Raw genomic sequence first — 18358 nt, forward strand, 5'->3', positions numbered from 1 at the left:
GATGGTTCATTTGAGGTGCCGGAAATCGACGCGTACGGGGCAGAGCGTGGGACCGTGGGGTTCGCAGCACCGGTGACCAGGCCGGTCAGCACCGGTCCGGCGGCTGGTTCCGACCTGATGCCGACCTGGTTCCGACCTGGTTCCGACCTGGTTCCGCGGCCGGTTTCCGGCCCCCGGAAGCGAACCCGAAGCCGAACCCCGAGAACGACGAACGACGTACGAGAGGGAACCCTGATGCGGGACGCGTACCACGAGGAACTGGACTCGATCGGCGACAGCCTGGTGGAGATGGCCCGGTTGGTCGGGTCGGCCATCGGGCGCGCCACGACGGCCATTCTCGACGCCGACCTGAAGCTGGCCGAGAGCGTCATCGAGGCCGACAAGAAGGTCGACGAGCTCCAGCACGACCTGGAGGCGCGGGCGATAGCGCTGCTCGCGCGGCAGCAGCCGGTCGCGACCGACCTGCGGATCGTCGTCACATCGCTGCGGATGTCGGCCGACCTGGAGCGCTCGGGCGACCTCGCCCAGCACGTGGCGAAGCTGGCGCGGCTGCGCTTCCCGAACCGCGCGGTCCCGCACGACCTGCACGCCACCGTCCTGGAGATGGGTCAGCTCGCGCAGCGCCTGATGGCGAAGTCCGCGGAGTGCATCATCACCAAGGACGTCGACCTGGCCCTCCAGCTGGAGGCCGACGACGACGCCATGGACCTGCTGCACCGCACGCTCTTCCAGCACCTGATCGACGACCGCTGGAAGCACGGCATCGAGACGGCCGTCGACGTCACCCTGCTGGGCCGCTACTACGAGCGGTTCGCCGACCACGCGGTGGCCGTCGCCAAGCGCGTGGTCTTCCTGGTCACGGGTGAGCACGCGGACGAGCTCCAGCCCGACATCCAGCCGGACATCCAGCCTTCGGCGGGGACGGGGACGGCGGCCGAGGGGGCCTGAGCCCGGCTCGGGCCCTGCTCGAGCGGGGCGGCCGGGGGCGTGGGTCGAGCCACTGTGCGCCGTTGATGCGCCCAGCGGAACGGGCATGGAATGGGCACAGGCCCTACGCCTCCGGGAGGAACCCATGGCCGAGTCCCCCATCGCTCCCACCCCCGACCCCACGCAGGAACGCCCGACCGAGCAGCCCGCCGAGATCAGAAGCCTGACGCTGATCGCCGCGTGCGGCTGCGGATCCGGGTGCGGCTGCGGATGTCAGTCGGGCGGCCCCTGCCAGTGCGGCTGAGGCCGCGCGAAGCAAACGTACGAGGCTGAAGGGCCCCGGTGCCGATCAGGCACCGGGGCCTTCGTCATGCCTCGGTCGTCTCGATCGCCTCGGTCACCTCGGTCACCTCGGTCGTCTCGATCGCCTCGGTCGTCTCGGTCACCTCGGTCGCCTCGGTCGCCTCGATCACCTCGATCACCTCGATCACCTCGATCGCCTCGGTCGTCTCGGTCGTCTCGGTCGCCTCGATCACCTCGATCACCTCGATCACCTCGATCGCCTCGGTCGTCTCGGTTAACTCTTGACCGCAATGTACTTTGCATTGCAGAGTTGATGGGCCGAGGGCGATCGATCGACAGGGGGCACATCATGGGCGAACCGATCACGGGCGAACGGACCGCACCCGCAGCAGCAGCGGGACTGCTCGCGGCCGCGGAAGGCCTGCGGGTCAGAACCCGTACGCAACTGAACGGCGCGTGGGCGGCCCTCCTCGGTTTCGGCCTGCTGGCGCTCGCGGCCGTCCCGGTCGCCCGGTACGCCTTCAACTTCGCGGCGCACGGGCGCAACATCGCGTCCTACCCGGACTTCGCCTACGCCGAGCTGACCGGCCTGTGCGTGGTCCACGAACCGGGAACCCCCTGCCTGGAGGGCGAGTTCGACGGCGCGACGCTGCGTTTCACGGCCTGGGGCGTGTGGTTCGCGCTGCTCCCGCTGGCATGGTTCGTCGTCGCCCGCTGGTACCGCCTGCGGGGCGAGACCCGCGGCATCGTCCCGCGCCGGCGCGCCTGGACCGGCGTCACCGCCGTGGCCACGGCGGCGGTCACGGCAGCCCTGCTGACGTTCCTGTTCAGCAGGAACCAGCCATTGCGGGTCGACCTGCTGAGCAACGCGTACGCCTCCCCCTGGTACCTGGTCGGCATCGGACTCCTCGCCCTCGGCGTGGTCGAACGCAGTTGGATCGCCGCGACCGGCGGCGCCGCGCACGCCCTGCTGCTCACCGGCTACCTCGGAGGGTCCCGGAGCAGCGGACGGCTCCCCTGGCCGCACCCGGCCGGCCCCGGCTGGACCGACGGACCGCAGGCCAAGGCATTCCTCCTGGCCGCCGTCCTGCTGGTGGCCGGCCTGGCCGAGTGGACGCTCGTCCGCCGGCGGACAGCGTCGGCGGGTACGGTCACCGCATGAGCGTCGAGGACCCGATCGCCGTGCGGGACGGCCACGAGGAGCCCCATCCGACCCAGGCGCTGGACGACACCGTCCACCAACGCGTACGGCTCGGCGTCCTCACCGTCGCCCGCGAGGCCGACCGGGTCGAGTTCGGCTTCCTGAAACAGCAACTGGCCGTCACGGACGGAAACCTCTCCCGGCACCTGAAGGTCCTGGAGGAGTCGGGTCTCGTCACGATCGAGAAGGGCTACGCCGGCCGCCGCCCCCGCACCTGGATCTCCCTCACCCGCGAGGGCGCGCAGGCCTTGGACGCGGAGCTGCGGGCCCTGCGTGCGCTGGTCCAACGGCTGGAAGGTCGCTGACGCCGCGGCGGCGGGCCCGGGTCGCAGTCCGCGCCCCTCAGGGCGACCATGGACGTCGGGCTACGCGCACCGGCATCGGGAGGCACCCGTGGCACACACCGGAGCAACCGGCGTAACGGACGTGACCGATGCGACCGACGTGCTGATCGCGGGGGCCGGTCCGGTCGGACTGAGCGCGGCCGCCGAACTGCGCCGGCACGGGGTGCGCTGCCGGCTCGTCGACCGCCTGCCGGCCCGGCTTCCGTACGCGAAGGCGGTCGGCATTCAGCCGCGCACGCTGGAGATCTGGGACCGGATGGGACTGGCCCGCCCGGTCCTGGAGGCGGCCTCGGTGCTGCGCGGCCAGCTGATCTACGTCAACGGCCGTGAACAGGCGCGCATCGACCTCACCCTGCCGCCCGAAGTGCCCTACGAGTTCGCCGCGCTGCCGCAGTACGAGACCGAGCGCCTGCTGGAGGAGTACGTGGCCGGCCTCGGCACGATCATCGAACGCGGCACCGAACTGCTGTCGTTCACCCAGGACGACGACGGCGTCACCGCGCGCCTGCGCACCGCCTCCGGCGCGGAGTCGGAGTTCCGGACCGGCTATCTGATCGGCTGCGACGGAGCGCACAGCACCGTGCGCAAGGGGCTGGGTCTCAGTTACGAGGGGGCGGCCTTCGCCGAGGAGTACATGCTGGGCGATGTCGAGGCCGACTGGGACCTGCCCCACGGCTACGGCCTGCGCTCCCTCCACCGCACCGCCGACGGCGCCACCGACGACGTCCTGGTCTGCATCCCCCTGCCCGGCGCCGGCCGCTACCGCATGTCGATGCTGGTCCCACCGGAACTCTCCGCGCAGCCGGGGAGCGATGTCGGCGACGACGGCGTGGCCCACGGCCTGGAAGGCGACGGCGACCGCACCCCGGAACTCCACCACCTCCAGGCAGTCGTGGACCGCCTGGCCCCCAAGCCTGCGCTCCTCTCCCGTCTCCGCTGGTCCTCCGTCTTCCGCATCAGCCACCGCATCGTCGACCGCTACGCCGACGGACGGGTCTTCGTCGCGGGCGACGCCGCCCACATCCACCCGCCGACCGGCGCCCAGGGCATGAACACCGGCATCCAGGACGCCTGCAACCTGGCCTGGAAACTCGCCCTGGTCCTCAAGGGGGAGGCCGGCCCCGCCCTCCTCGCCACCTACGACGCCGAGCGCCGCCCGGTCGGCGAGGAGGTCGTCGGCCGAACCGTCCGGCACGCCACCCAGGGCATCGAAACCGACCCCGACGACCCGCGCACCCTGCTGCTCCGCGAGGCCCAACTCCTCATCGACTACCGGAACGGCCCTCTGGCCACCGCCCCCCACGGCCCGCCCGACGCCCCCCAACCCGGCGACCGCGCCCCCGACTGCCCCGGCCTCACCACCCCGGCGGCCGCCTACCCGTGGCGTCTGCTGGACATCCTGCGCGACCGGCCGGACCACGTACTCCTCCTCTACGCGACCGACCCCGCCGAAGCGGCGAAGGCCGCCACGCCCGACATCCGGACGATCGTCGTCCTCGCCCGCGAATCCACCCCGACGCTCTCCGCCCCGGACACCCTGCCGGTCCCCGCCTACCGCGACACCGCGGCCCAGTTCGCCCGCCTCTACCGCCCCGACGGCCCCACCGGTTTCATCATCCGCCCAGACGGCTACCTGGCGGCCCGCTTCCCCCTCGCAGCCACGACGACGGCCGTGTCGGACTACACGACGACCTGGTCCCCGCCGGAGACCGCGCAACAGCACGACTGACGACTGCGGGCCCGTACACTCCGCCCCGGGAAGGCGGGAAGGCCGATGACGGACGAGTACTTCTTACTGGTGTGCGACGACGTACCCCACGACGCAGTGCTCACCGACCCTGGTGTCCACGTCCTGGACGTCGCCCAGGCCATACGCCGGCTGACCGGCCTGAGCCTCTGGCACAGCAAGGTTCTGGCGACACAGATACCCGCCGTGGTTCTCGACGGCGTACCGCAGGAAGATGCCGAGGCAGCGGTCGCGGCACTCCGCGACGCGGGAGCCGAGGCGGAAGCAAGGGAACAGCCGCCGCCGGACTTCCTCAAGCCCTGACGACGGTCCATCAAGCAGCTCACGGCCCAGCCCCACCAAAAAGCCCCCGCCCCGCGAGAACCTCGCAGGTCGGGGGCTTATCGGTGTCGCGTTACTTCTTCTTGCCCTGGTTCTTCACTGCCTCGATTGCGGCCGCCGCCGCGTCCGGGTCGAGGTAGGTTCCGCCCGGGGTGAGGGGCTTGAAGTCGGCGTCGAGTTCGTAGGCCAGCGGGATGCCCGTCGGGATGTTCAGGCCTGCGATGTCGGCGTCGGAGATGCCGTCGAGGTGCTTGACGAGGGCGCGGAGCGAGTTGCCGTGGGCGGCGACCAGGACCGTGCGGCCGGACAGGAGGTCCGGGACGATGCCGTCGTACCAGTAGGGGAGCATCCGGACGACGACGTCCTTGAGGCACTCCGTGCGGGGGCGCAGCTCCGGGGGGATGGAGGCGTAGCGGGGGTCCGCGGACTGGGAGAACTCCGAGTCGTCCGACAGCGGCGGGGGCGGGGTGTCGTAGGAGCGGCGCCAGAGCATGAACTGCTCCTCGCCGAACTCCGCGAGGGTCTGCGCCTTGTCCTTGCCCTGGAGGGCGCCGTAGTGGCGCTCGTTCAGGCGCCAGGAGCGGTGGACCGGGATCCAGTGGCGGTCCGCGGATTCGAGGGCCAGCTGGGCCGTGCGGATCGCTCGCCTCTGGAGCGAGGTGTGGACCACGTCGGGGAGGAGGTCGGCATCCTTCAGGAGTTCGCCACCGCGGACCGCCTCCTTCTCGCCCTTCTCGTTGAGGTTGACGTCCACCCAGCCGGTGAACAGGTTCTTCGCGTTCCACTCGCTCTCGCCGTGGCGGAGGAGGATCAGCTTGTACGGTGCGTCGGCCATGCGTATGAGCGTAATCCACCGCTCCGATCCGTTGTGCGCCTGCTCGTACTGCGGACGCGCCCCCTCCCGATTGACCGGATCTGTTAAATGAGTGGCTCGGCTCGCCCCTCTCCTCGTAAGTTCTGGTCGCCGCCTGCGCCGCTTACATTTCCGGGGGATCCGCCATGCCAGCCGCCGTCGCCGTCGCCGTCCTGAGACGTGCCGTCCGGGAGAGCCTGTCCGGGCTGCCCCGGGAGTTCTGGTGGCTGTGGACCAGCACCCTCGTCAATCGGCTCGGCGGCTTCGTCGCCACCTTCATGGCGCTGTATCTGACACTCGACCGCGGGTACTCCGCCTCCTACGCCGGACTCGTCGCCTCGCTGCACGGGCTGGGCGGGGTCGTCTCGTCGCTCGGCGGCGGGGTCATGGCGGACCGGCTCGGGCGGCGGCCGACGCTGCTCGTCGCGCAGACCTCCACCGCCGCCTCCGTGGCGCTGCTCGGCTTCGTGGAGCATCCGGTCGCCATCGCCGGCGTCGCCTTCCTCGTCGGGATGGCCTCCAACGCGTCCCGGCCGGCCGTGCAGGCGATGATGGCCGACATCGTGCGGCCCGAGGACCGGGTCCGCGCCTTCTCGCTCAACTACTGGGCCGTCAACCTCGGGTTCGCCGTCTCCTCCATGGCCGCCGGGTTCATCGCCGAGGTCAGCTACCGGGCCGGGTTCCTGCTCGAGGCCGGAATGACGTTGGCGTGCGCGGTCGTCGTCTTCCTCAAGCTGCCCGAGTCCCGGCCCGTGCGGGAGGACAAGGCCGTGGCGGAGGACTCCGTGAGGCTCGGGACCGTGCTGCGCGACGGGCGGTTCATGGGCGTCGTCGGACTGTCCTTCCTCGTCGCGCTCGTGTTCCAGCAGGGCTCCGTGGGGCTGCCCGTGGCGATGGGCGCGGCCGGGTTCACGCCCGCCGACTACGGCATGGCGATCGCCGTCAACGGCGTGCTGATCGTCGCGTTGCAGATCCCCGTCACCCGGTTCATCGAGCACCGGGATCCGCGTCGGCTGCTCGTGATCTCCTCCGTCCTCGCGGGGTACGGGTTCGGGCTCACCGCGTTCGCCGGGTCGGTCGGGATCTTCGCGCTCACCGTCTGTGTGTGGACGCTCGCCGAGATCGTCAACGCACCGACCCAGACCGGACTCGTCGTCCGCCTCTCCCCCGCCCACGGGCGCGGCCGCTACCAGGGCATGTACACGCTCTCGTGGGCAGTGGCCTCCCTGGTCGCCCCGGTGATGTCCGGCTTCGTCATCGACCGCTTCGGCGCGGAGTGGCTGTGGGCGCTGTGCGCGGTCGTCGGAACGGCGGCGGGCATCGGGTACGGGGTGCTGATGCGACGCCTGCCGGACGACGAGAAGTCCGACGTCGCAGCCGACCGTGGCGACGATGACGTCCGCGACGGCGACGTCCGCGACGGCGGTGACGGTCGGGCGGCTGCGGCCACGTCCCGGTTCGGCGCCGGCTGATCTCCCGCCCGGCCCTCCCTCGGTCACGGGTGCATCCGCGCCCCCTTCAGCACCTTGTCCACCGCGTTCCTCGAGCCGTACACCGCGAGGCCGACGAGATCCAGTTCGGGCGTGTGCACCGCGCGGACCGCTGCGCGGTTGTCGTGGTCGTTGCCGGTGGTGAAGAGGTCGCCGGTGAACACCGCGCGCGGGAGGGAGCGGGAGAGCACGCGCGCGTGGGCTGCGGTCAGCGTCTCCTTCGTGCCCTCGAAGACCAGGACCGGCTGGCGGAACATCGGGAGGTAGGCGACGCCGTCCGCGTCCTCGTAGGGCTCGCCGATCACCTCGGGGACGGCCGCGCCGAGGCCGCTGACCAGGAACGCGGTGACGTTCAGGCGCTGCCAGGTCTCCAGGTCCTCGCGCAGCAGGACGGCGATCTTCGTGTCGAAGCGACGGGGGTCGGTGCTTGTGCTCATGGGGTGAGACTGCCGTCCGCCCCGCGGTCTCGTCTTGTACGTTTTTTGCATGGCACTCCGGCAGGAAGTCTCCGCCTGGCGTCCGGCCGTCCGGGGCGTCGCCGAGGTCTTCCACGCCCACTTCACCGACTACGCCTACCCCATGCACGTCCATGAGGCGTGGACGCTGCTCATCGTCGACGACGGGGCCGTCCGGTACGACCTCGACCGGCACGAGCACGGGACGCCGCACGACACGGTGTCCCTGTTGCCGCCGCACGTGCCGCACAACGGCTCGCCCGCCACCTCGCAGGGCTTCCGCAAGCGGGTCCTGTACCTCGACTCCGACGTGCTCGGCGAGGACCTCGTCGGGGCCGCCGTCGACGCGCCCGACCTGCGCGATCCCGTGCTGCGACGGCGGGTCGGGCAGTTGCACTCCGCGCTCGCCCTGCCCGGCGACGAACTGGAGGCCGACAGCCGGCTGACGTTGATCGGCGAGCGACTGCGCGATCACCTGTCCTCTCCTGCGCGGTCCCCGCTGCGGGCACGGCAGCGCCCCGATCCCGTGCTCGCGCGTCGGCTGCGTGAGCTTCTCGACGAACGCGTCGTCCAGGGACTCGCGTTGGAGGAGGCGGCCGCACTGGTGCAGGCCCATCCGGCGCATCTCGTACGGGCGTTCAGCTCCGCGTACGGAATCGCGCCGCACCAGTACCTCACCGCTCGTCGTGTCGACCTCGCCCGTCGGCTGCTGCTCGACGGGCGGCCGCCGGGTGACGTCGCGGCGGCGGCCGGGTTCTACGACCAGGCTCATCTCACCCGGCATTTCCGGAAGTTGGTGGGTGTCACGCCGGGGCGGTACGGAGATCGGCGGAAGGCATCCGTCCGGTGATCGACGGCCGCTGGCGTCGTTGCCATGGACATGAACACGGATGAGGCAACTGGGATATCGAACAGATCGGGCCGTGGGGCGCTTCGCGTCCGGCGGATCTCGGCCGCCGTCGCGGGGGCGGCGGCCCTGGTCGCGCGTGGGGCGCTTCGCGTCCGGCGGATCTCGGCCGCCGTCGCGGGGGCGGCGGCCCTGGTCGCGCTGAGCGTCGGAGTCGCCCTCGCGGCCGACTCGGCGGACGACGATCCCGTCCCCGTGCCGAGCGCGTCGGCGAGCCCGTCGGACAGCGAGGTGCCGGCCGACCCCGGGGGCAGCAGGGGCACCGACGGCGGCACCACTGCGGGCACCACCGGCGGCGAGGACCCGGACGCGAGCGAGACCCCGTCCACGCCCACCAGCCCGGCGGTCGACCTGGACGAGATCAACCGGCGCATCACCGAGCTCAACGCGAAGGTGGACGAGCTGCCCACCAAGGAGGATCTGGCCGACGCCCTGCGCGCCTTCGCCGACCAGCTCGACCCGTCCGCCCCGCCGGCCGGCGGCCCTGCCGACCCGGACGACCCGTCCTGATCCGTCACCACGAGGCGTGAACTGATCCCCGGCCGTCGGCCGACCCCGGGTCGGTCCAGGGTCGGTCCGAGGTCGATTCGGGGTCGGTCCGAGGTCGATTCGGGGTCGGTCCGAGGTCGATTCGGGGTCGGTCCGGGGTCGGTCCGGGGTCGGTCCGGGGTCGGTCCGGGGTCAGTCCGCCGTCGGGCGCTGGGTCAGGTGGGCGAACGCGTCCAGGTTGCGGGTCGACTCGCCCCTGGAGACGCGCCACTCGTACTCCCGGCGGATGGCGCTCGCGAAACCGAGTTCCAGGAGGGTGTTGAACGCGCCGTCGGCGGCCTCCAGGACCTGGCCCATGAGCCGGTCGACCTCGTCGGCGGTGATCGCGGCGAGGGGGAGGCGGGCGGTCACGTAGACGTCGCCGAGCCGGTCGACGGCGTAACTCACGCCGTACAGCTTGAGGTTGCGCTCCAGGAGCCAGCGGTGGACGGCGGGCTCGTTCTCGTCCGGGTGGCGGACGACGAAGGCGTTCAGCGAGAGGGAGTGACGGCCGACGATCAGGGAGACGGTCGTCTTGAGTTTGCGGGTGCCGGGGAGCTGGACCACGTAGTTGCCGGGCGCGGGGCTCTCCCACTCCAGCTCCGCGTCCTTCAGGAAACCCTCGACGACCTGCGCGGTCGACCTCTCCGCCTCACCCATGCTCGGAGCGTACGCGACGGCGGTGGGACTGGGTCGCGGCCGCGTAGACGTCGGCGGTGGCGGCGGCCGCGGTGTCCCAGCCGAAGGACTGGGCGTGCGCGGCGGCGGCCGCGCCCATGCGGGCGGGGAGTTCGGGGCCGTCCGCGAAACGCTCGAGCACGCGCGCGTAGCCGGCCGGTTCGTGGCCCTGCACCAGGAAGCCCGTCTCGCCGTCCCGGACGGCCACCGGGAGCCCGCCGACCGCGGCGGCGAGCACCGGGGTGCCGGCCGCCTGCGCCTCTATGGCGACCAGGCCGAAGGACTCGCTGTAGGAGGGGACGACCAGCAGGGACGCTGCCCGGAACCAGTCCGCGAGCTGGTCCTGGCCGACCGGCGGGCGGAACCGTACGACGTCGGCGATGCCGAGCCGCGCGGCGAGCTTCTGCAGCCCTTCCGGCTTGGCGAGGCCGCTGCCGCTGGGCCCGCCGACGATCGGCACGACGAGGCGGGAGCGGAGCTCGGGGCGCTCGTCGAGCAGGACGGCGACCGCGCGCAGAAGGACGTCCGGAGCCTTCAGTGGCTGGAGGCGGCCCGCGAAGAGGGGGATCAGGGCGTCCTGAGGGAGGTCCAGGCGGGCGCGGGCGGCGGCCCGGCCGTCCGCCGGGCGGAAGCGGTCGAGGTTGACGCCGGGGTGCACGACGGCGACCTTGCCGGGGTCGGCGTGGTAGTGCCGGACGAGTTCGTCGGCCTCCTCCGCCGTGTTGGCGATGAGGCGGTCGGCGGCGGCGACGATCTGGGTCTCGCCGATGACGCGGGCGGCGGGCTCGGGGGTGTCGCCCTCGGCGAGCGCCGCGTTCTTGACCTTGGCCATCGTGTGCATGGCGTGCACCAGGGGGGCGCCCCAGCGCTGCGCGGCCAGCCAGCCGACGTGGCCGGAGAGCCAGTAGTGCGAGTGGACGAGGTCGTAGTAGCCGGGGCGGTGGCCGGCCCACGCCTGCATCACGCCGTGCGTGAAGGCGCACAGCTGGGCGGGGAGGTCCTCCTTGGCGAGGCCCTCGTAGGGGCCCGCGTCGACGTGCCGGACGAGGACTCCGGGGGCCAGCTCGACGGTCGGCGGGAGGCCGCCGGTGGTCGCGCGCGTGAAGATCTCGACCTCGATGTTGATCGCGGCGAGGCGCTGCGCGAGCTCGACGATGTAGACGTTCATGCCGCCCGCGTCGCCGGTGCCGGGCTGGTGGAGCGGAGAGGTGTGCACGGAGAGCATCGCGACGCGGCGGGGGCGGCGGTGGAGCCTGAGCCGCGAGGGGGCCGCCGTAGAGCGACGCCCGAGCCTGTTGACGTACTGGCTCACGTGGCGTTCCTCCTTGCTGCGGGCATGCCGGAAGGAGGGGGTGGGGCCCTCCAGGGGGGTGCAACGCCGGAGGAAGGCGTTCCCATTCCGGTCGGTTTCGAAAATGGACGGTTTTTGCCCAGCCGTTACCGACTTTCGCTCAACCGTTCGACGCTTTTCTGCGTGGCGACCGCTTTTCTGCCGGAAGACATGGCTGTGAGCCGTGCTCGCGGGCACCGCATACCCTCACAGGTATGACATCCCGCGCCCCCACCCGCCCCGTGGGCACGGTCACGCGCGGGACGACGAACCCCAACCGGCTGCGCCGCATGGACCGCTGGATCGCCGCCGCCCACGGCGGTGAACTGCGGCGCGCCGCGGTTCCCGTCGCCGTCGACCTCGGATACGGGGCCGCGCCCTGGACGGCCGTCGAACTGCTGGAGCGGCTGCGGTCCGTCGCGCCACGCGCGTGTGTCGTGGGCGTCGAGATCGAACCGGCCAGGGTCGCGGCCGCCGAGCCGTACGCGCGCGAGGGGCTCGCCTTCCGGCACGGCGGGTTCGAGCTCCCGGTGCCCGGCCGCCTCCCCCAGCGACCGCACCTCGTGCGCGCCGCCAACGTGCTGCGGCAGTACGACGAGGACCAGGTCGCCGCGGTCTGGGAGCGGCTGTGCGCGCGGCTCGCGCCGGCCGATCCGGCGACCGGGTCCCGGGGCGGACTGCTCGTCGAGGGGACCTGCGACGAGATCGGGCGCCGGCACGTATGGGTCGCGCTCGGGCCGGAGGGGCCGCGCACGGTCACCTTCGCGACCCGGCTGGGGTCCCTGGACCGCCCCTCGGACCTGGCGGAGCGGCTGCCCAAGGCGCTGATCCACCGCAATGTCCCGGGCGAGCCGGTGCACGCCTTCCTGCGCGACTTCGACCGCGCCTGGGCGGCCGCGGCGCCCTACGCCTCGTACGGGGCCCGCCAGCGGTGGATCCGCGCGGTCCGGGACCTGAGAGCCGACTGGCCGGTGACGGACGGCCCGAGGCGGTGGCGGCAGGGGGAAGTGACGGTCCGGTGGGGGGCGTTGGTGCCCAGGAACTGAGTCACAGTTTTCCCGGGGCCCCCGGGAACGATCCCCATGAGTCGTTCGTCACAATGACGGGGAGATCGTCATGCCGGGGCGGGAGAGAGGGAAGAGCAGAACTGTTCCTGTCGTTCTGTTGTCACGTCCATCGCCGCCTCTGTCGTTTTCGGGCGTGACATGGCACGATCCCCCGTGCACCGTAAGTTACTGACGGTACATCAGTGTTGGGGGGACGGGGTATATGGGAACGGGCAAGCGTGGCCTGCTCGCGGCGGCCGTGACCGTGGTCTGTGCGGTCACCGTGCTGGGAGCGCCGGGTACGGCGTTCGCCAGCCCGAGCCCCAGCCCCACTCCGTCGTCGACGGCGGGGTCCACCGCACCGGCGCTCCCCTCGACCGCGTCCAACAAGGACCTCGAGGCCGTACGCACCCAACTCGAAGCGCTCTACCACGACGCCGCGGTCGCCACCGACGCCTACAACGCGGCCGAGGAAGCGGCGAAGAAGCAGTCCGCGGAGATCGTCGCGCTGGCCACGAAGATCGTCGAAGGCCGGGAGAAGCTGGACGACCTGAAGGACCGCGCGGGCGCCGCGGCCCGCTCCCAGTACCGCACCGGGGGCCTGCCGGACGAAGCGCAGCTGATGCTGAGCGACGACCCGACCGAGTTCCTGAACGGCGCCGGCCGGGTGCTCCAGGGCGAGCGCGCCACCAAGGGCCTGCTCAGCGAACTGACCCGCACCCAGCAGGACTTGGAGCAGTACTCCAAGGACGCCTCCGCGCAGTGGCAGAAGCTGGAGGCGGGCCGCAAGACGAAGGCGGCGGCCCAGAAGAAGATCGAGACGCAGATCGCGGCGGCCGAGAAGCTCGAGTCCCGGCTGGAGAAGGAGGACAAGAAGCGCCTCGAACAACTGGAGGCGCAGGCCGCGCAGAAGGCGCAGAGCGCCTGGCTGAGCACCGGCGTCCTCACCGAGATCAACAGCTCGGCGACCGCGCAGGGCACGAAGGCCGTGCAGTACGCCACCGCGCAGATAGGCAAGCCGTATGTCTGGGGCGCCGAGGGCCCGAACTCCTACGACTGCTCCGGGCTGACCTCCGAGGCCTGGAAGAGCGCCGGCCGGGCGATACCGCGGACCTCGCAGGAGCAGTGGAACCAGCTGCCGCACATCGCCGTCGCGGACATGCGCCCCGGCGACCTGATCATCTACTTCGACGACGCCAGCCACGTCGCGATGTACGTGGGCGACGGCACGATCGTCCACGCCCCGCGCCCGGGGCGGACGGTCACGCTCGCAGGGGCGGGTTCGATGCCGATACTCGGGGTGGTACGACCGGACGCGTGACCTCGCGCACGTGACCCAGGGCACCCCGCCGGGCCTCCCAAACCCCGGGCGGACGTGACGTTCGTCATCCTCGCTCCGCTCCCGCCCTGCCCAACTGCGGTACGGAACGCGGCATATGACACTGGCGACAGATCAAGCCGCGTGCTTCACGCCATTCCGTTGCGACGCCTTCTGCCGCTATGGTCCCGGTCGGTGGGTCGAGGTCCCTCGTCCCCGCCATGCCCTCGGGGGGAGGGAAGGAACCCAAGACGATGCCCGTACCCGTGCCGCGGCAGAGAGCGATCCCGGCCGTGGAGTGTGGTCAGGCGCAGGCCTCGCCCGCAGTCGACGGCCCCTCCAAGGACGAAACCGGTCGCAAGCAGGACACCAGCCGCAAGAAGAACATCAGTCACAAGCAGGACACCAGCCGCGTCGAAGAGGCCGGTCGTCACGAGACCACGACGGCCGAGAACGACGCCACGCTCAACGCCACGCCCGCCGACGGCGTCCACCATGGCGTGAGCAGCACAAGCCTGAGCGCCACCGACGCCGGCGCCGTCGGCGTGGGCGCCGTCGGTGCGGGCGCCGTCGGTGCGGGCGTCAGCAGTGCGGGCGTCAGCAGTGCGGGCGTCAGCAGTGCGGGCGTCAGCAGTGCGGGCAACACGCACATCACCCTCACACTGCTGCTGATCGAGGACGACCCCACGGCCGCGCCGATCGTGCGTGACCTGCTCGACGCGGACGGCAAGCCGATCCGGGTGCGCACCGCGCGCAACCTCACCGAGGCCGAGCGGCTGCTGACCGACGACGTCCACTGCATCCTCCTGGACCTCGCGCTGCCCGCCCCAGGCCGGTCGTCGGCCGCCACCGCCTCCGCCACCGCCTCCGCTTCCACCTCCGGTGACGAGCTCGCCGTCCTGCGGCACGTGCTCCGCCTCGCGCCCCGGCACGCCGTCCTCGCGCTCACCGCGTCCGGCGACGCCGAGCGCGGCACCGAAGCGGTGCGTGTCGGCGCGCAGGACTACCTCTACAAGGACGAGCTGGACAGCCGGCTGCTGAGCCGCGCGATCCGTTACGCGGTGGAGCGGAAACGTTCCGACACGGCCGAGCGGCGGCTCGCCGAGGGCAAGCTGCGCGCGCAGGAGAACGCCCGCCTGGAGCGCGGTCTGCTGCCCACGCCCCTCCTGGAGGGCTCCCCGCTGCGCTTCGCCGCCCGCTACCGCCCCGGCCGCTCGCGCGCGCTGCTCGGCGGCGACTTCTACGACACCGTCCGCACGCCGGACGGCACCGTGCACGCCATGATCGGCGACGTCTGCGGGCACGGCCCGGACGAGGCGGCGCTCGGCGTGGAGCTGCGCATCGCCTGGCGGGCGCTGACCCTGGCGGGGCTGTGCGGGGACGAACTGCTCAACACGCTTCAGCAGGTGCTGGAGCACGAGCGGGACGACGACGAGATCTTCGCGACGCTGTGCACGGTGGACATCGCGCCCGACGGCCGTCGGGCCGGGCTGTGCCTGGCCGGCCACCCGGCGCCGCTGATCGCCCGCCCGGACCGGCCCGCGCGCCTGCTGCCGTACGACAACAACGGCCCCGCCCTCGGGCTGCTGCCGGGTGCCCGCTGGCCGCGGATGCAGGTCGAGCTGGGCGCGGAGTGGAGCCTGATGCTGTACACCGACGGGCTGATCGAGGGACGGATCGGCGCGGGCCGGGAGCGGCTGGGCCAGGACGGGATGCTGGAGATGATCCGCCGCCAGCTCTCCGAGGGGTTGGGCGGAGAGGCGTTGCTGCGGGCCGCGGTGAACGAGGTGCGGCAGCTGAATGGGGGCGAGCTGACGGACGACGTGGCGGTGGTGTTGCTGGATCGGGTTCCGTAAGCAGCGGCAGGTGCCACTCGGCGCACCCCTTCGGCCACCCGCCGTGAGGGCGCCCCCTCGGCCACCCGCCGTGAGACACGCGCGGTCGGCCGGCTGCGGGACCGCCGTGACTGGTCGCGCGGTTCCGCGCGCCCCCGATAAACACGGAACCCGCCAGGCGGCCATCCGTCGTCAGCCGACTGCCGCGCGCTGTGGCCGGTCGCGCGGTTCCCCGCGCCCCTGGGGGCTGCGCCCCGCGGGAAGTCGCTTTCCTGGCTCTGGTGGGGCTAGCGGCCGCCGTTGTACGGGCCGTAAGGGCCGTCGCTGCTGCTGCCGCCTCGGCGGCCGGGCCAGCCTCCGCCGCCGCCCGAGACCTGCCTGAGGGCGGGGCGTACGTCCACGAAGAAGACGATCGTGGCGACGAGGCCCGCGAGTTGCAGGAAGAGCATCGGCACCAGCAGGTTCACCGCGACGGTGATGCCGAGGATGATCAGCCAGAAGCCCTTGTTCTTCTTGTCGGCGGCCCGGTACGCGTCATCACGGAACAGGGCGGCCATCACCAGCGCCACCACGGCAAGCACCAGCATGGCTAGGTAGAGCAGCCACACGAGGCCCGCGAAGCCTTCCATCAGCACAACGTCCACCACCCGACTCGACGTGTCTCGACTCGCTCTTGCTTACGCGGTCACCGTACCCGCAACCGCGCTCCCCCTACCCGAACAACGGGCCGGGCACCCGTTCAGTGCCCGGCCCGTGACTTTATGTCGCTGTCTGCCGTGTCCGTCCCGGCGGTCGGTATCACTTGGCGGGCGGCGTCGTCTTCTTCGCGGTGGCGGTGGCGGTGACCGTGCCGGTGCTCTTGCGGGCGGCCGGAGCCTTCTTCGCGGCGGGCTTCTTCGCCTGGGCGGGCTCGGACTTGGCCTCGGCCGCGACGGGCTTCGGCGCCTCGGTCTCCTTGACCTCGACCGGCTCGGCCTTCGGCTCGACCGCGACCGCCAGCTCCTCGATCTCCTCGGCGGCCTCGCCGCGCCAGGTCCGCACGGCCTGCTCGCCGTGCTCGGCGACCTTCTCGTAGGTCTCACGGGCCTTGACCGCGTACTCGGCGGCGACGCCGACGCTGCGCAGTGCGAGGTCCTGGGCGGACTCGCCGAGCTTCTTCAGGTCGGCGTCGAGGGTGCTGCCGAGCTTCTTGATGTCCCCGTCGAGGGTGCCGATGAAGTCGGTGACCTTGGCCTGGAGGGCTTCCTGCGCCTCCTTGGCCTTGGCGCTCGCCTCCTTGGCCTTGACGCCGGCCTTCTCCTGCACGGCCTTGGGGTCGGTGTTGCGGACGGCCTCGAAGCGAGCCGGGGCCTCGGTGCGCAGCTGCTCCACCAGACCCGGCACCTTCTTCGCCTGCTGGAAGGCCAGATCGGCGGTGCCTGCGGCGAAGTAGAGAGGAGTCGGGTCGCTGAAGGTCTTGCGCAGGTCGTCGGTGATGGCCATGGTGAAGGTCCTCCCGGATTCACGTTCGTCGTATAGGTCTGTGCCGAGTACGTCGTCTTCGGCTGAGGGTCTTGCAGGTCCGCAGCGGGGCGGTCGGTCCCCTGGTCCGGTCAACCGGCCGTCTGCTGCGGATCGACGTCGCCGTCCTGAGCCCTGCTGTCCGTACCGTCGCCGCTGTCGCCGCCGTCGCTCCCGATCTCGATCCCGTTCTCCTTGCGGAAGGACTCGTAGATCTGGAGCAGCGCCTGCTTCTGCGCCTCGTTCAGTGTGGGATCGGCGAGGATGACCGCTCGGGTCTCGACCTCGTCCCGGTCCCGCTCCGCGTCGAGGATGCCGGCCCGCACGTACAGCGTCTCGGCGGAGATCCGCAGCGCCTTGGCGACCTGCTGCAGCACCTCCGCGCTCGGCTTGCGCAGCCCGCGCTCGATCTGGCTGAGATACGGGTTGGACACGCCGGCGGCGTCGGCGAGCTGCCGGAGCGACAGTTGCGCGTTGCGCCGCTGCTCTCGCAGGTACTCACCAAGGTTGCCGACGTTGAGCGATGCCATGCCTTCACCATGCACCACCCCCGCTAACTATTGCAAGCACCTGCTTGCAAAAGTGTGCCGCGCCACGAACTCCGGGCCGCCAGGCCAGGGTCGGTCGTTGTCCGTTCTCAGTAGATGCGGCGAGTCCCAGTGGTTCTGGCAAACGACCTGGCGGAGTCCCGGCGAAGCTGGCCGGCCTGTACGGTCCACCGCATGGTTGACGCGTTCGATGTGGCTCACGCTCTGCGCGGCGGGATACCCGACAGGGCGGGAGCCTGGGCCTTCGTTCGGGACTTTGCCGCAGCGTGGGCGGAGCCGCTCGCCGACGGCGCGGGTACGCGAGCGGAGGAGCTGGAGCGAGCCGAGGAGATGCTGGGGCTCGCGCTGCCGACCGCGTTGCGCGAGGCGTATTCGCTTCTCGGCACGCGTCACGACCTCACCGGGAACCAGGACCCGCTGCTGCGCCCTTCCGAGCTGTTCGTACACGACGAGTTCGGTGGAGTGCTCGTCTTCCGCAGCGAGAACCAGGGATGCGCTTTCTGGGGAGTGCGGCTGCGGGACCTCGGTCAAGACGATCCGCCGGTGTTCGTCCAGTCACGGGATGGTTGGGTCCGCTACCTGGAGCGGGTCTCCCTGGCCTGTGTCGAGCTCGTACTCAGCGAGACGCTGCTTGGCAGCGAAGGACGGCTCTACAACGCCTGCGAACTTCCCGCCAGCCTGATTCGAGAGCTGCCGAGTCGGTTCGCGCCGGTGCAGTTTCCCGAGTACCCGATGTGGACGGGGAAGGAAGAGTCACCCGTGTGCTGGTTTTCCGCGCCGGGGAAGCTCTTGCGGCTCGACGGACTGAGTGACCACAGCTGGCTGCACGTTCGGGGAAGTACGTTCGCCGACCTGGAGTCGCTCTGCGCCACCCTCCCCGGCCACTGGGTACGTGGGTACTCAAAGCCGTTGGAAGCCGACGAACTGCCTTTCTAGTGCCGGATCAGGCAACGTTTGCCCTGTCGACGACGGCGCGTAGGCGCCGGTCGTCGGCATGGCGGTTTCGCCAGATGATGTAGCGGCGGAT

The 18358-nt window shown here is 71.4% G+C and carries 21 protein-coding genes and 1 pseudogene; 13 read left to right on the top strand and 9 right to left on the bottom strand.

Annotated features, from left to right (window positions below; all coding sequences use genetic code 11):
* Nucleotides 1-234: 234 nt before the first annotated feature.
* Entirely contained in the window at nucleotides 235-948 is a 714-nt protein-coding gene (gene phoU, locus AB0J04_RS33770) for a phosphate signaling complex protein PhoU (protein ID WP_363172418.1), read from the top strand.
* A 124-nt stretch (nucleotides 949-1072) separates the two neighbouring features.
* Nucleotides 1073-1231 (top strand): hypothetical protein, encoded by a 159-nt coding sequence (locus tag AB0J04_RS33775; RefSeq protein WP_351911412.1) that lies wholly within the window; start codon nucleotides 1073-1075, stop codon nucleotides 1229-1231.
* A 64-nt stretch (nucleotides 1232-1295) separates the two neighbouring features.
* On the opposite strand, the gene AB0J04_RS33780 is transcribed toward AB0J04_RS33775, so the two are convergent.
* Nucleotides 1296-1481 carry a hypothetical protein gene (locus tag AB0J04_RS33780; protein WP_363172419.1) on the bottom strand — a complete coding sequence of 62 codons (186 nt, stop codon included), beginning with the start codon at nucleotides 1479-1481 and terminating at the stop codon, nucleotides 1296-1298.
* 98 nt (nucleotides 1482-1579) lie between these two features.
* On the opposite strand from AB0J04_RS33780, the gene AB0J04_RS33785 reads away from it, so the two are divergent.
* The 4 genes from AB0J04_RS33785 (at nucleotide 1580) to AB0J04_RS33800 (ending at nucleotide 4825) form a co-directional block, all read left to right on the top strand.
* Entirely contained in the window at nucleotides 1580-2392 is an 813-nt protein-coding gene (locus AB0J04_RS33785; RefSeq protein ID WP_363172420.1) for a hypothetical protein, read from the top strand.
* The gene (locus tag AB0J04_RS33790; RefSeq protein WP_363172421.1) at nucleotides 2389-2736 is read left to right on the top strand and encodes a transcriptional regulator; all 348 of its coding nucleotides are present in this window, start codon (nucleotides 2389-2391) and stop codon (nucleotides 2734-2736) included. The genes AB0J04_RS33785 and AB0J04_RS33790 overlap by 4 nt, the downstream gene beginning before the upstream one ends.
* Before the next feature lie 121 nt (nucleotides 2737-2857).
* Nucleotides 2858-4504: an FAD-dependent monooxygenase gene (locus AB0J04_RS33795; protein WP_363172422.1), complete on the top strand. Its 1647-nt coding sequence runs from the start codon at nucleotides 2858-2860 to the stop codon at nucleotides 4502-4504.
* A gap of 45 nt (nucleotides 4505-4549) precedes the next feature.
* Complete coding sequence (locus tag AB0J04_RS33800) at nucleotides 4550-4825, top strand: ribosomal protein L7/L12 (RefSeq protein WP_363172423.1); 276 nt, start codon at nucleotides 4550-4552, stop codon at nucleotides 4823-4825.
* A gap of 91 nt (nucleotides 4826-4916) precedes the next feature.
* Here AB0J04_RS33800 and AB0J04_RS33805 read toward each other — a convergent pair whose 3' ends face one another.
* Nucleotides 4917-5678 (bottom strand): phosphoglyceromutase, encoded by a 762-nt coding sequence (locus AB0J04_RS33805; RefSeq protein ID WP_363172424.1) that lies wholly within the window; start codon nucleotides 5676-5678, stop codon nucleotides 4917-4919.
* Nucleotides 5679-5842: 164 nt separating this feature from the next.
* Here AB0J04_RS33805 and AB0J04_RS33810 point away from each other — a divergent pair, with 164 nt between their 5' ends.
* A complete protein-coding gene (locus tag AB0J04_RS33810) occupies nucleotides 5843-7168 on the top strand; it encodes an MFS transporter (protein ID WP_363172425.1) in 1326 nt (441 codons plus the stop codon).
* A 23-nt stretch (nucleotides 7169-7191) separates the two neighbouring features.
* Here AB0J04_RS33810 and AB0J04_RS33815 read toward each other — a convergent pair whose 3' ends face one another.
* Nucleotides 7192-7674: a DUF2000 domain-containing protein gene (locus AB0J04_RS33815; protein ID WP_363172426.1), complete on the bottom strand. Its 483-nt coding sequence runs from the start codon at nucleotides 7672-7674 to the stop codon at nucleotides 7192-7194.
* Between AB0J04_RS33815 and AB0J04_RS33820 the strand changes: the two genes are divergently transcribed.
* Both AB0J04_RS33820 and AB0J04_RS33825 read left to right on the top strand, forming a co-directional pair.
* Nucleotides 7673-8491 carry an AraC family transcriptional regulator gene (locus AB0J04_RS33820; RefSeq protein ID WP_363172427.1) on the top strand — a complete coding sequence of 273 codons (819 nt, stop codon included), beginning with the start codon at nucleotides 7673-7675 and terminating at the stop codon, nucleotides 8489-8491. The two genes, AB0J04_RS33815 and AB0J04_RS33820, sit on opposite strands and share 2 nt — an antisense overlap.
* Nucleotides 8492-8515: 24 nt before the next feature.
* Nucleotides 8516-9058, top strand: coding sequence for a hypothetical protein (locus tag AB0J04_RS33825; RefSeq protein WP_363172428.1), 543 nt, complete (start codon nucleotides 8516-8518; stop codon nucleotides 9056-9058).
* Between the two features lie 171 nt (nucleotides 9059-9229).
* On the opposite strand, the gene AB0J04_RS33830 is transcribed toward AB0J04_RS33825, so the two are convergent.
* Both AB0J04_RS33830 and mshA read right to left on the bottom strand, forming a co-directional pair.
* Nucleotides 9230-9736: a YbjN domain-containing protein gene (locus tag AB0J04_RS33830; RefSeq protein ID WP_363172429.1), complete on the bottom strand. Its 507-nt coding sequence runs from the start codon at nucleotides 9734-9736 to the stop codon at nucleotides 9230-9232.
* Entirely contained in the window at nucleotides 9729-11066 is a 1338-nt protein-coding gene (gene mshA / locus AB0J04_RS33835) for a D-inositol-3-phosphate glycosyltransferase (protein WP_363172430.1), read from the bottom strand. Before mshA ends, AB0J04_RS33830 begins: the two co-directional genes overlap by 8 nt.
* Nucleotides 11067-11299: 233 nt before the next feature.
* Between mshA and AB0J04_RS33840 the strand changes: the two genes are divergently transcribed.
* The 3 genes from AB0J04_RS33840 (at nucleotide 11300) to AB0J04_RS33850 (ending at nucleotide 15304) form a co-directional block, all read left to right on the top strand.
* Nucleotides 11300-12130 (top strand): class I SAM-dependent methyltransferase, encoded by an 831-nt coding sequence (locus AB0J04_RS33840; RefSeq protein WP_363172431.1) that lies wholly within the window; start codon nucleotides 11300-11302, stop codon nucleotides 12128-12130.
* 223 nt (nucleotides 12131-12353) lie between these two features.
* Nucleotides 12354-13451: an NlpC/P60 family protein gene (locus AB0J04_RS33845; protein WP_363172432.1), complete on the top strand. Its 1098-nt coding sequence runs from the start codon at nucleotides 12354-12356 to the stop codon at nucleotides 13449-13451.
* Between the two features lie 251 nt (nucleotides 13452-13702).
* Nucleotides 13703-15304 carry a fused response regulator/phosphatase gene (locus tag AB0J04_RS33850; protein ID WP_363172433.1) on the top strand — a complete coding sequence of 534 codons (1602 nt, stop codon included), beginning with the start codon at nucleotides 13703-13705 and terminating at the stop codon, nucleotides 15302-15304.
* A 266-nt stretch (nucleotides 15305-15570) separates the two neighbouring features.
* On the opposite strand, the gene AB0J04_RS33855 is transcribed toward AB0J04_RS33850, so the two are convergent.
* From AB0J04_RS33855 to AB0J04_RS33865, 3 genes are all read right to left on the bottom strand, one after another.
* Nucleotides 15571-15918, bottom strand: a complete 348-nt coding sequence (locus AB0J04_RS33855) for a DUF2516 family protein (RefSeq protein ID WP_351911425.1) — start codon at nucleotides 15916-15918, stop codon at nucleotides 15571-15573.
* A gap of 163 nt (nucleotides 15919-16081) precedes the next feature.
* Complete coding sequence (locus AB0J04_RS33860; protein ID WP_363172434.1) at nucleotides 16082-16765, bottom strand: hypothetical protein; 684 nt, start codon at nucleotides 16763-16765, stop codon at nucleotides 16082-16084.
* Nucleotides 16766-16875: 110 nt separating this feature from the next.
* Nucleotides 16876-17313, bottom strand: coding sequence for a helix-turn-helix transcriptional regulator (locus AB0J04_RS33865; RefSeq protein ID WP_363172435.1), 438 nt, complete (start codon nucleotides 17311-17313; stop codon nucleotides 16876-16878).
* Nucleotides 17314-17505: 192 nt separating this feature from the next.
* Here AB0J04_RS33865 and AB0J04_RS33870 point away from each other — a divergent pair, with 192 nt between their 5' ends.
* The gene (locus tag AB0J04_RS33870) at nucleotides 17506-18267 is read left to right on the top strand and encodes an SMI1/KNR4 family protein (protein WP_363172436.1); all 762 of its coding nucleotides are present in this window, start codon (nucleotides 17506-17508) and stop codon (nucleotides 18265-18267) included.
* 7 nt (nucleotides 18268-18274) lie between these two features.
* On the opposite strand, the pseudogene AB0J04_RS33875 reads toward AB0J04_RS33870, so the two are convergent.
* Nucleotides 18275-18358, bottom strand: a pseudogene (locus tag AB0J04_RS33875) (transposase); the annotation flags it as partial.

Source organism: Streptomyces sp. NPDC050263 (genome assembly GCF_040655955.1).
Lineage (GTDB): Bacteria > Actinomycetota > Actinomycetes > Streptomycetales > Streptomycetaceae > Streptomyces.

Bases quoted from the DNA above. Each gene is read 5' to 3' on its own strand.
- AB0J04_RS33790 (WP_363172421.1), top strand. From the start codon at position 2,389: ATGAGCGTCGAGGACCCGATCGCCGTGCGGGACGGCCACGAGGAGCCC.
- AB0J04_RS33775 (WP_351911412.1), top strand. From the start codon at position 1,073: ATGGCCGAGTCCCCCATCGCTCCCACCCCCGACCCCACGCAGGAACGC.
- AB0J04_RS33820 (WP_363172427.1), top strand. From the start codon at position 7,673: ATGGCACTCCGGCAGGAAGTCTCCGCCTGGCGTCCGGCCGTCCGGGGC.
- AB0J04_RS33830 (WP_363172429.1), bottom strand. From the start codon at position 9,736: ATGGGTGAGGCGGAGAGGTCGACCGCGCAGGTCGTCGAGGGTTTCCTG.
- AB0J04_RS33865 (WP_363172435.1), bottom strand. From the start codon at position 17,313: ATGGCATCGCTCAACGTCGGCAACCTTGGTGAGTACCTGCGAGAGCAG.
- AB0J04_RS33785 (WP_363172420.1), top strand. From the start codon at position 1,580: ATGGGCGAACCGATCACGGGCGAACGGACCGCACCCGCAGCAGCAGCG.
- AB0J04_RS33845 (WP_363172432.1), top strand. From the start codon at position 12,354: ATGGGAACGGGCAAGCGTGGCCTGCTCGCGGCGGCCGTGACCGTGGTC.
- AB0J04_RS33825 (WP_363172428.1), top strand. From the start codon at position 8,516: ATGGACATGAACACGGATGAGGCAACTGGGATATCGAACAGATCGGGC.
- AB0J04_RS33800 (WP_363172423.1), top strand. From the start codon at position 4,550: ATGACGGACGAGTACTTCTTACTGGTGTGCGACGACGTACCCCACGAC.
- AB0J04_RS33850 (WP_363172433.1), top strand. From the start codon at position 13,703: ATGCCCGTACCCGTGCCGCGGCAGAGAGCGATCCCGGCCGTGGAGTGT.
- AB0J04_RS33810 (WP_363172425.1), top strand. From the start codon at position 5,843: ATGCCAGCCGCCGTCGCCGTCGCCGTCCTGAGACGTGCCGTCCGGGAG.
- AB0J04_RS33805 (WP_363172424.1), bottom strand. From the start codon at position 5,678: ATGGCCGACGCACCGTACAAGCTGATCCTCCTCCGCCACGGCGAGAGC.
- phoU (WP_363172418.1), top strand. From the start codon at position 235: ATGCGGGACGCGTACCACGAGGAACTGGACTCGATCGGCGACAGCCTG.
- AB0J04_RS33870 (WP_363172436.1), top strand. From the start codon at position 17,506: ATGGTTGACGCGTTCGATGTGGCTCACGCTCTGCGCGGCGGGATACCC.
- AB0J04_RS33860 (WP_363172434.1), bottom strand. From the start codon at position 16,765: ATGGCCATCACCGACGACCTGCGCAAGACCTTCAGCGACCCGACTCCT.
- AB0J04_RS33815 (WP_363172426.1), bottom strand. From the start codon at position 7,674: ATGCAAAAAACGTACAAGACGAGACCGCGGGGCGGACGGCAGTCTCAC.
- AB0J04_RS33840 (WP_363172431.1), top strand. From the start codon at position 11,300: ATGACATCCCGCGCCCCCACCCGCCCCGTGGGCACGGTCACGCGCGGG.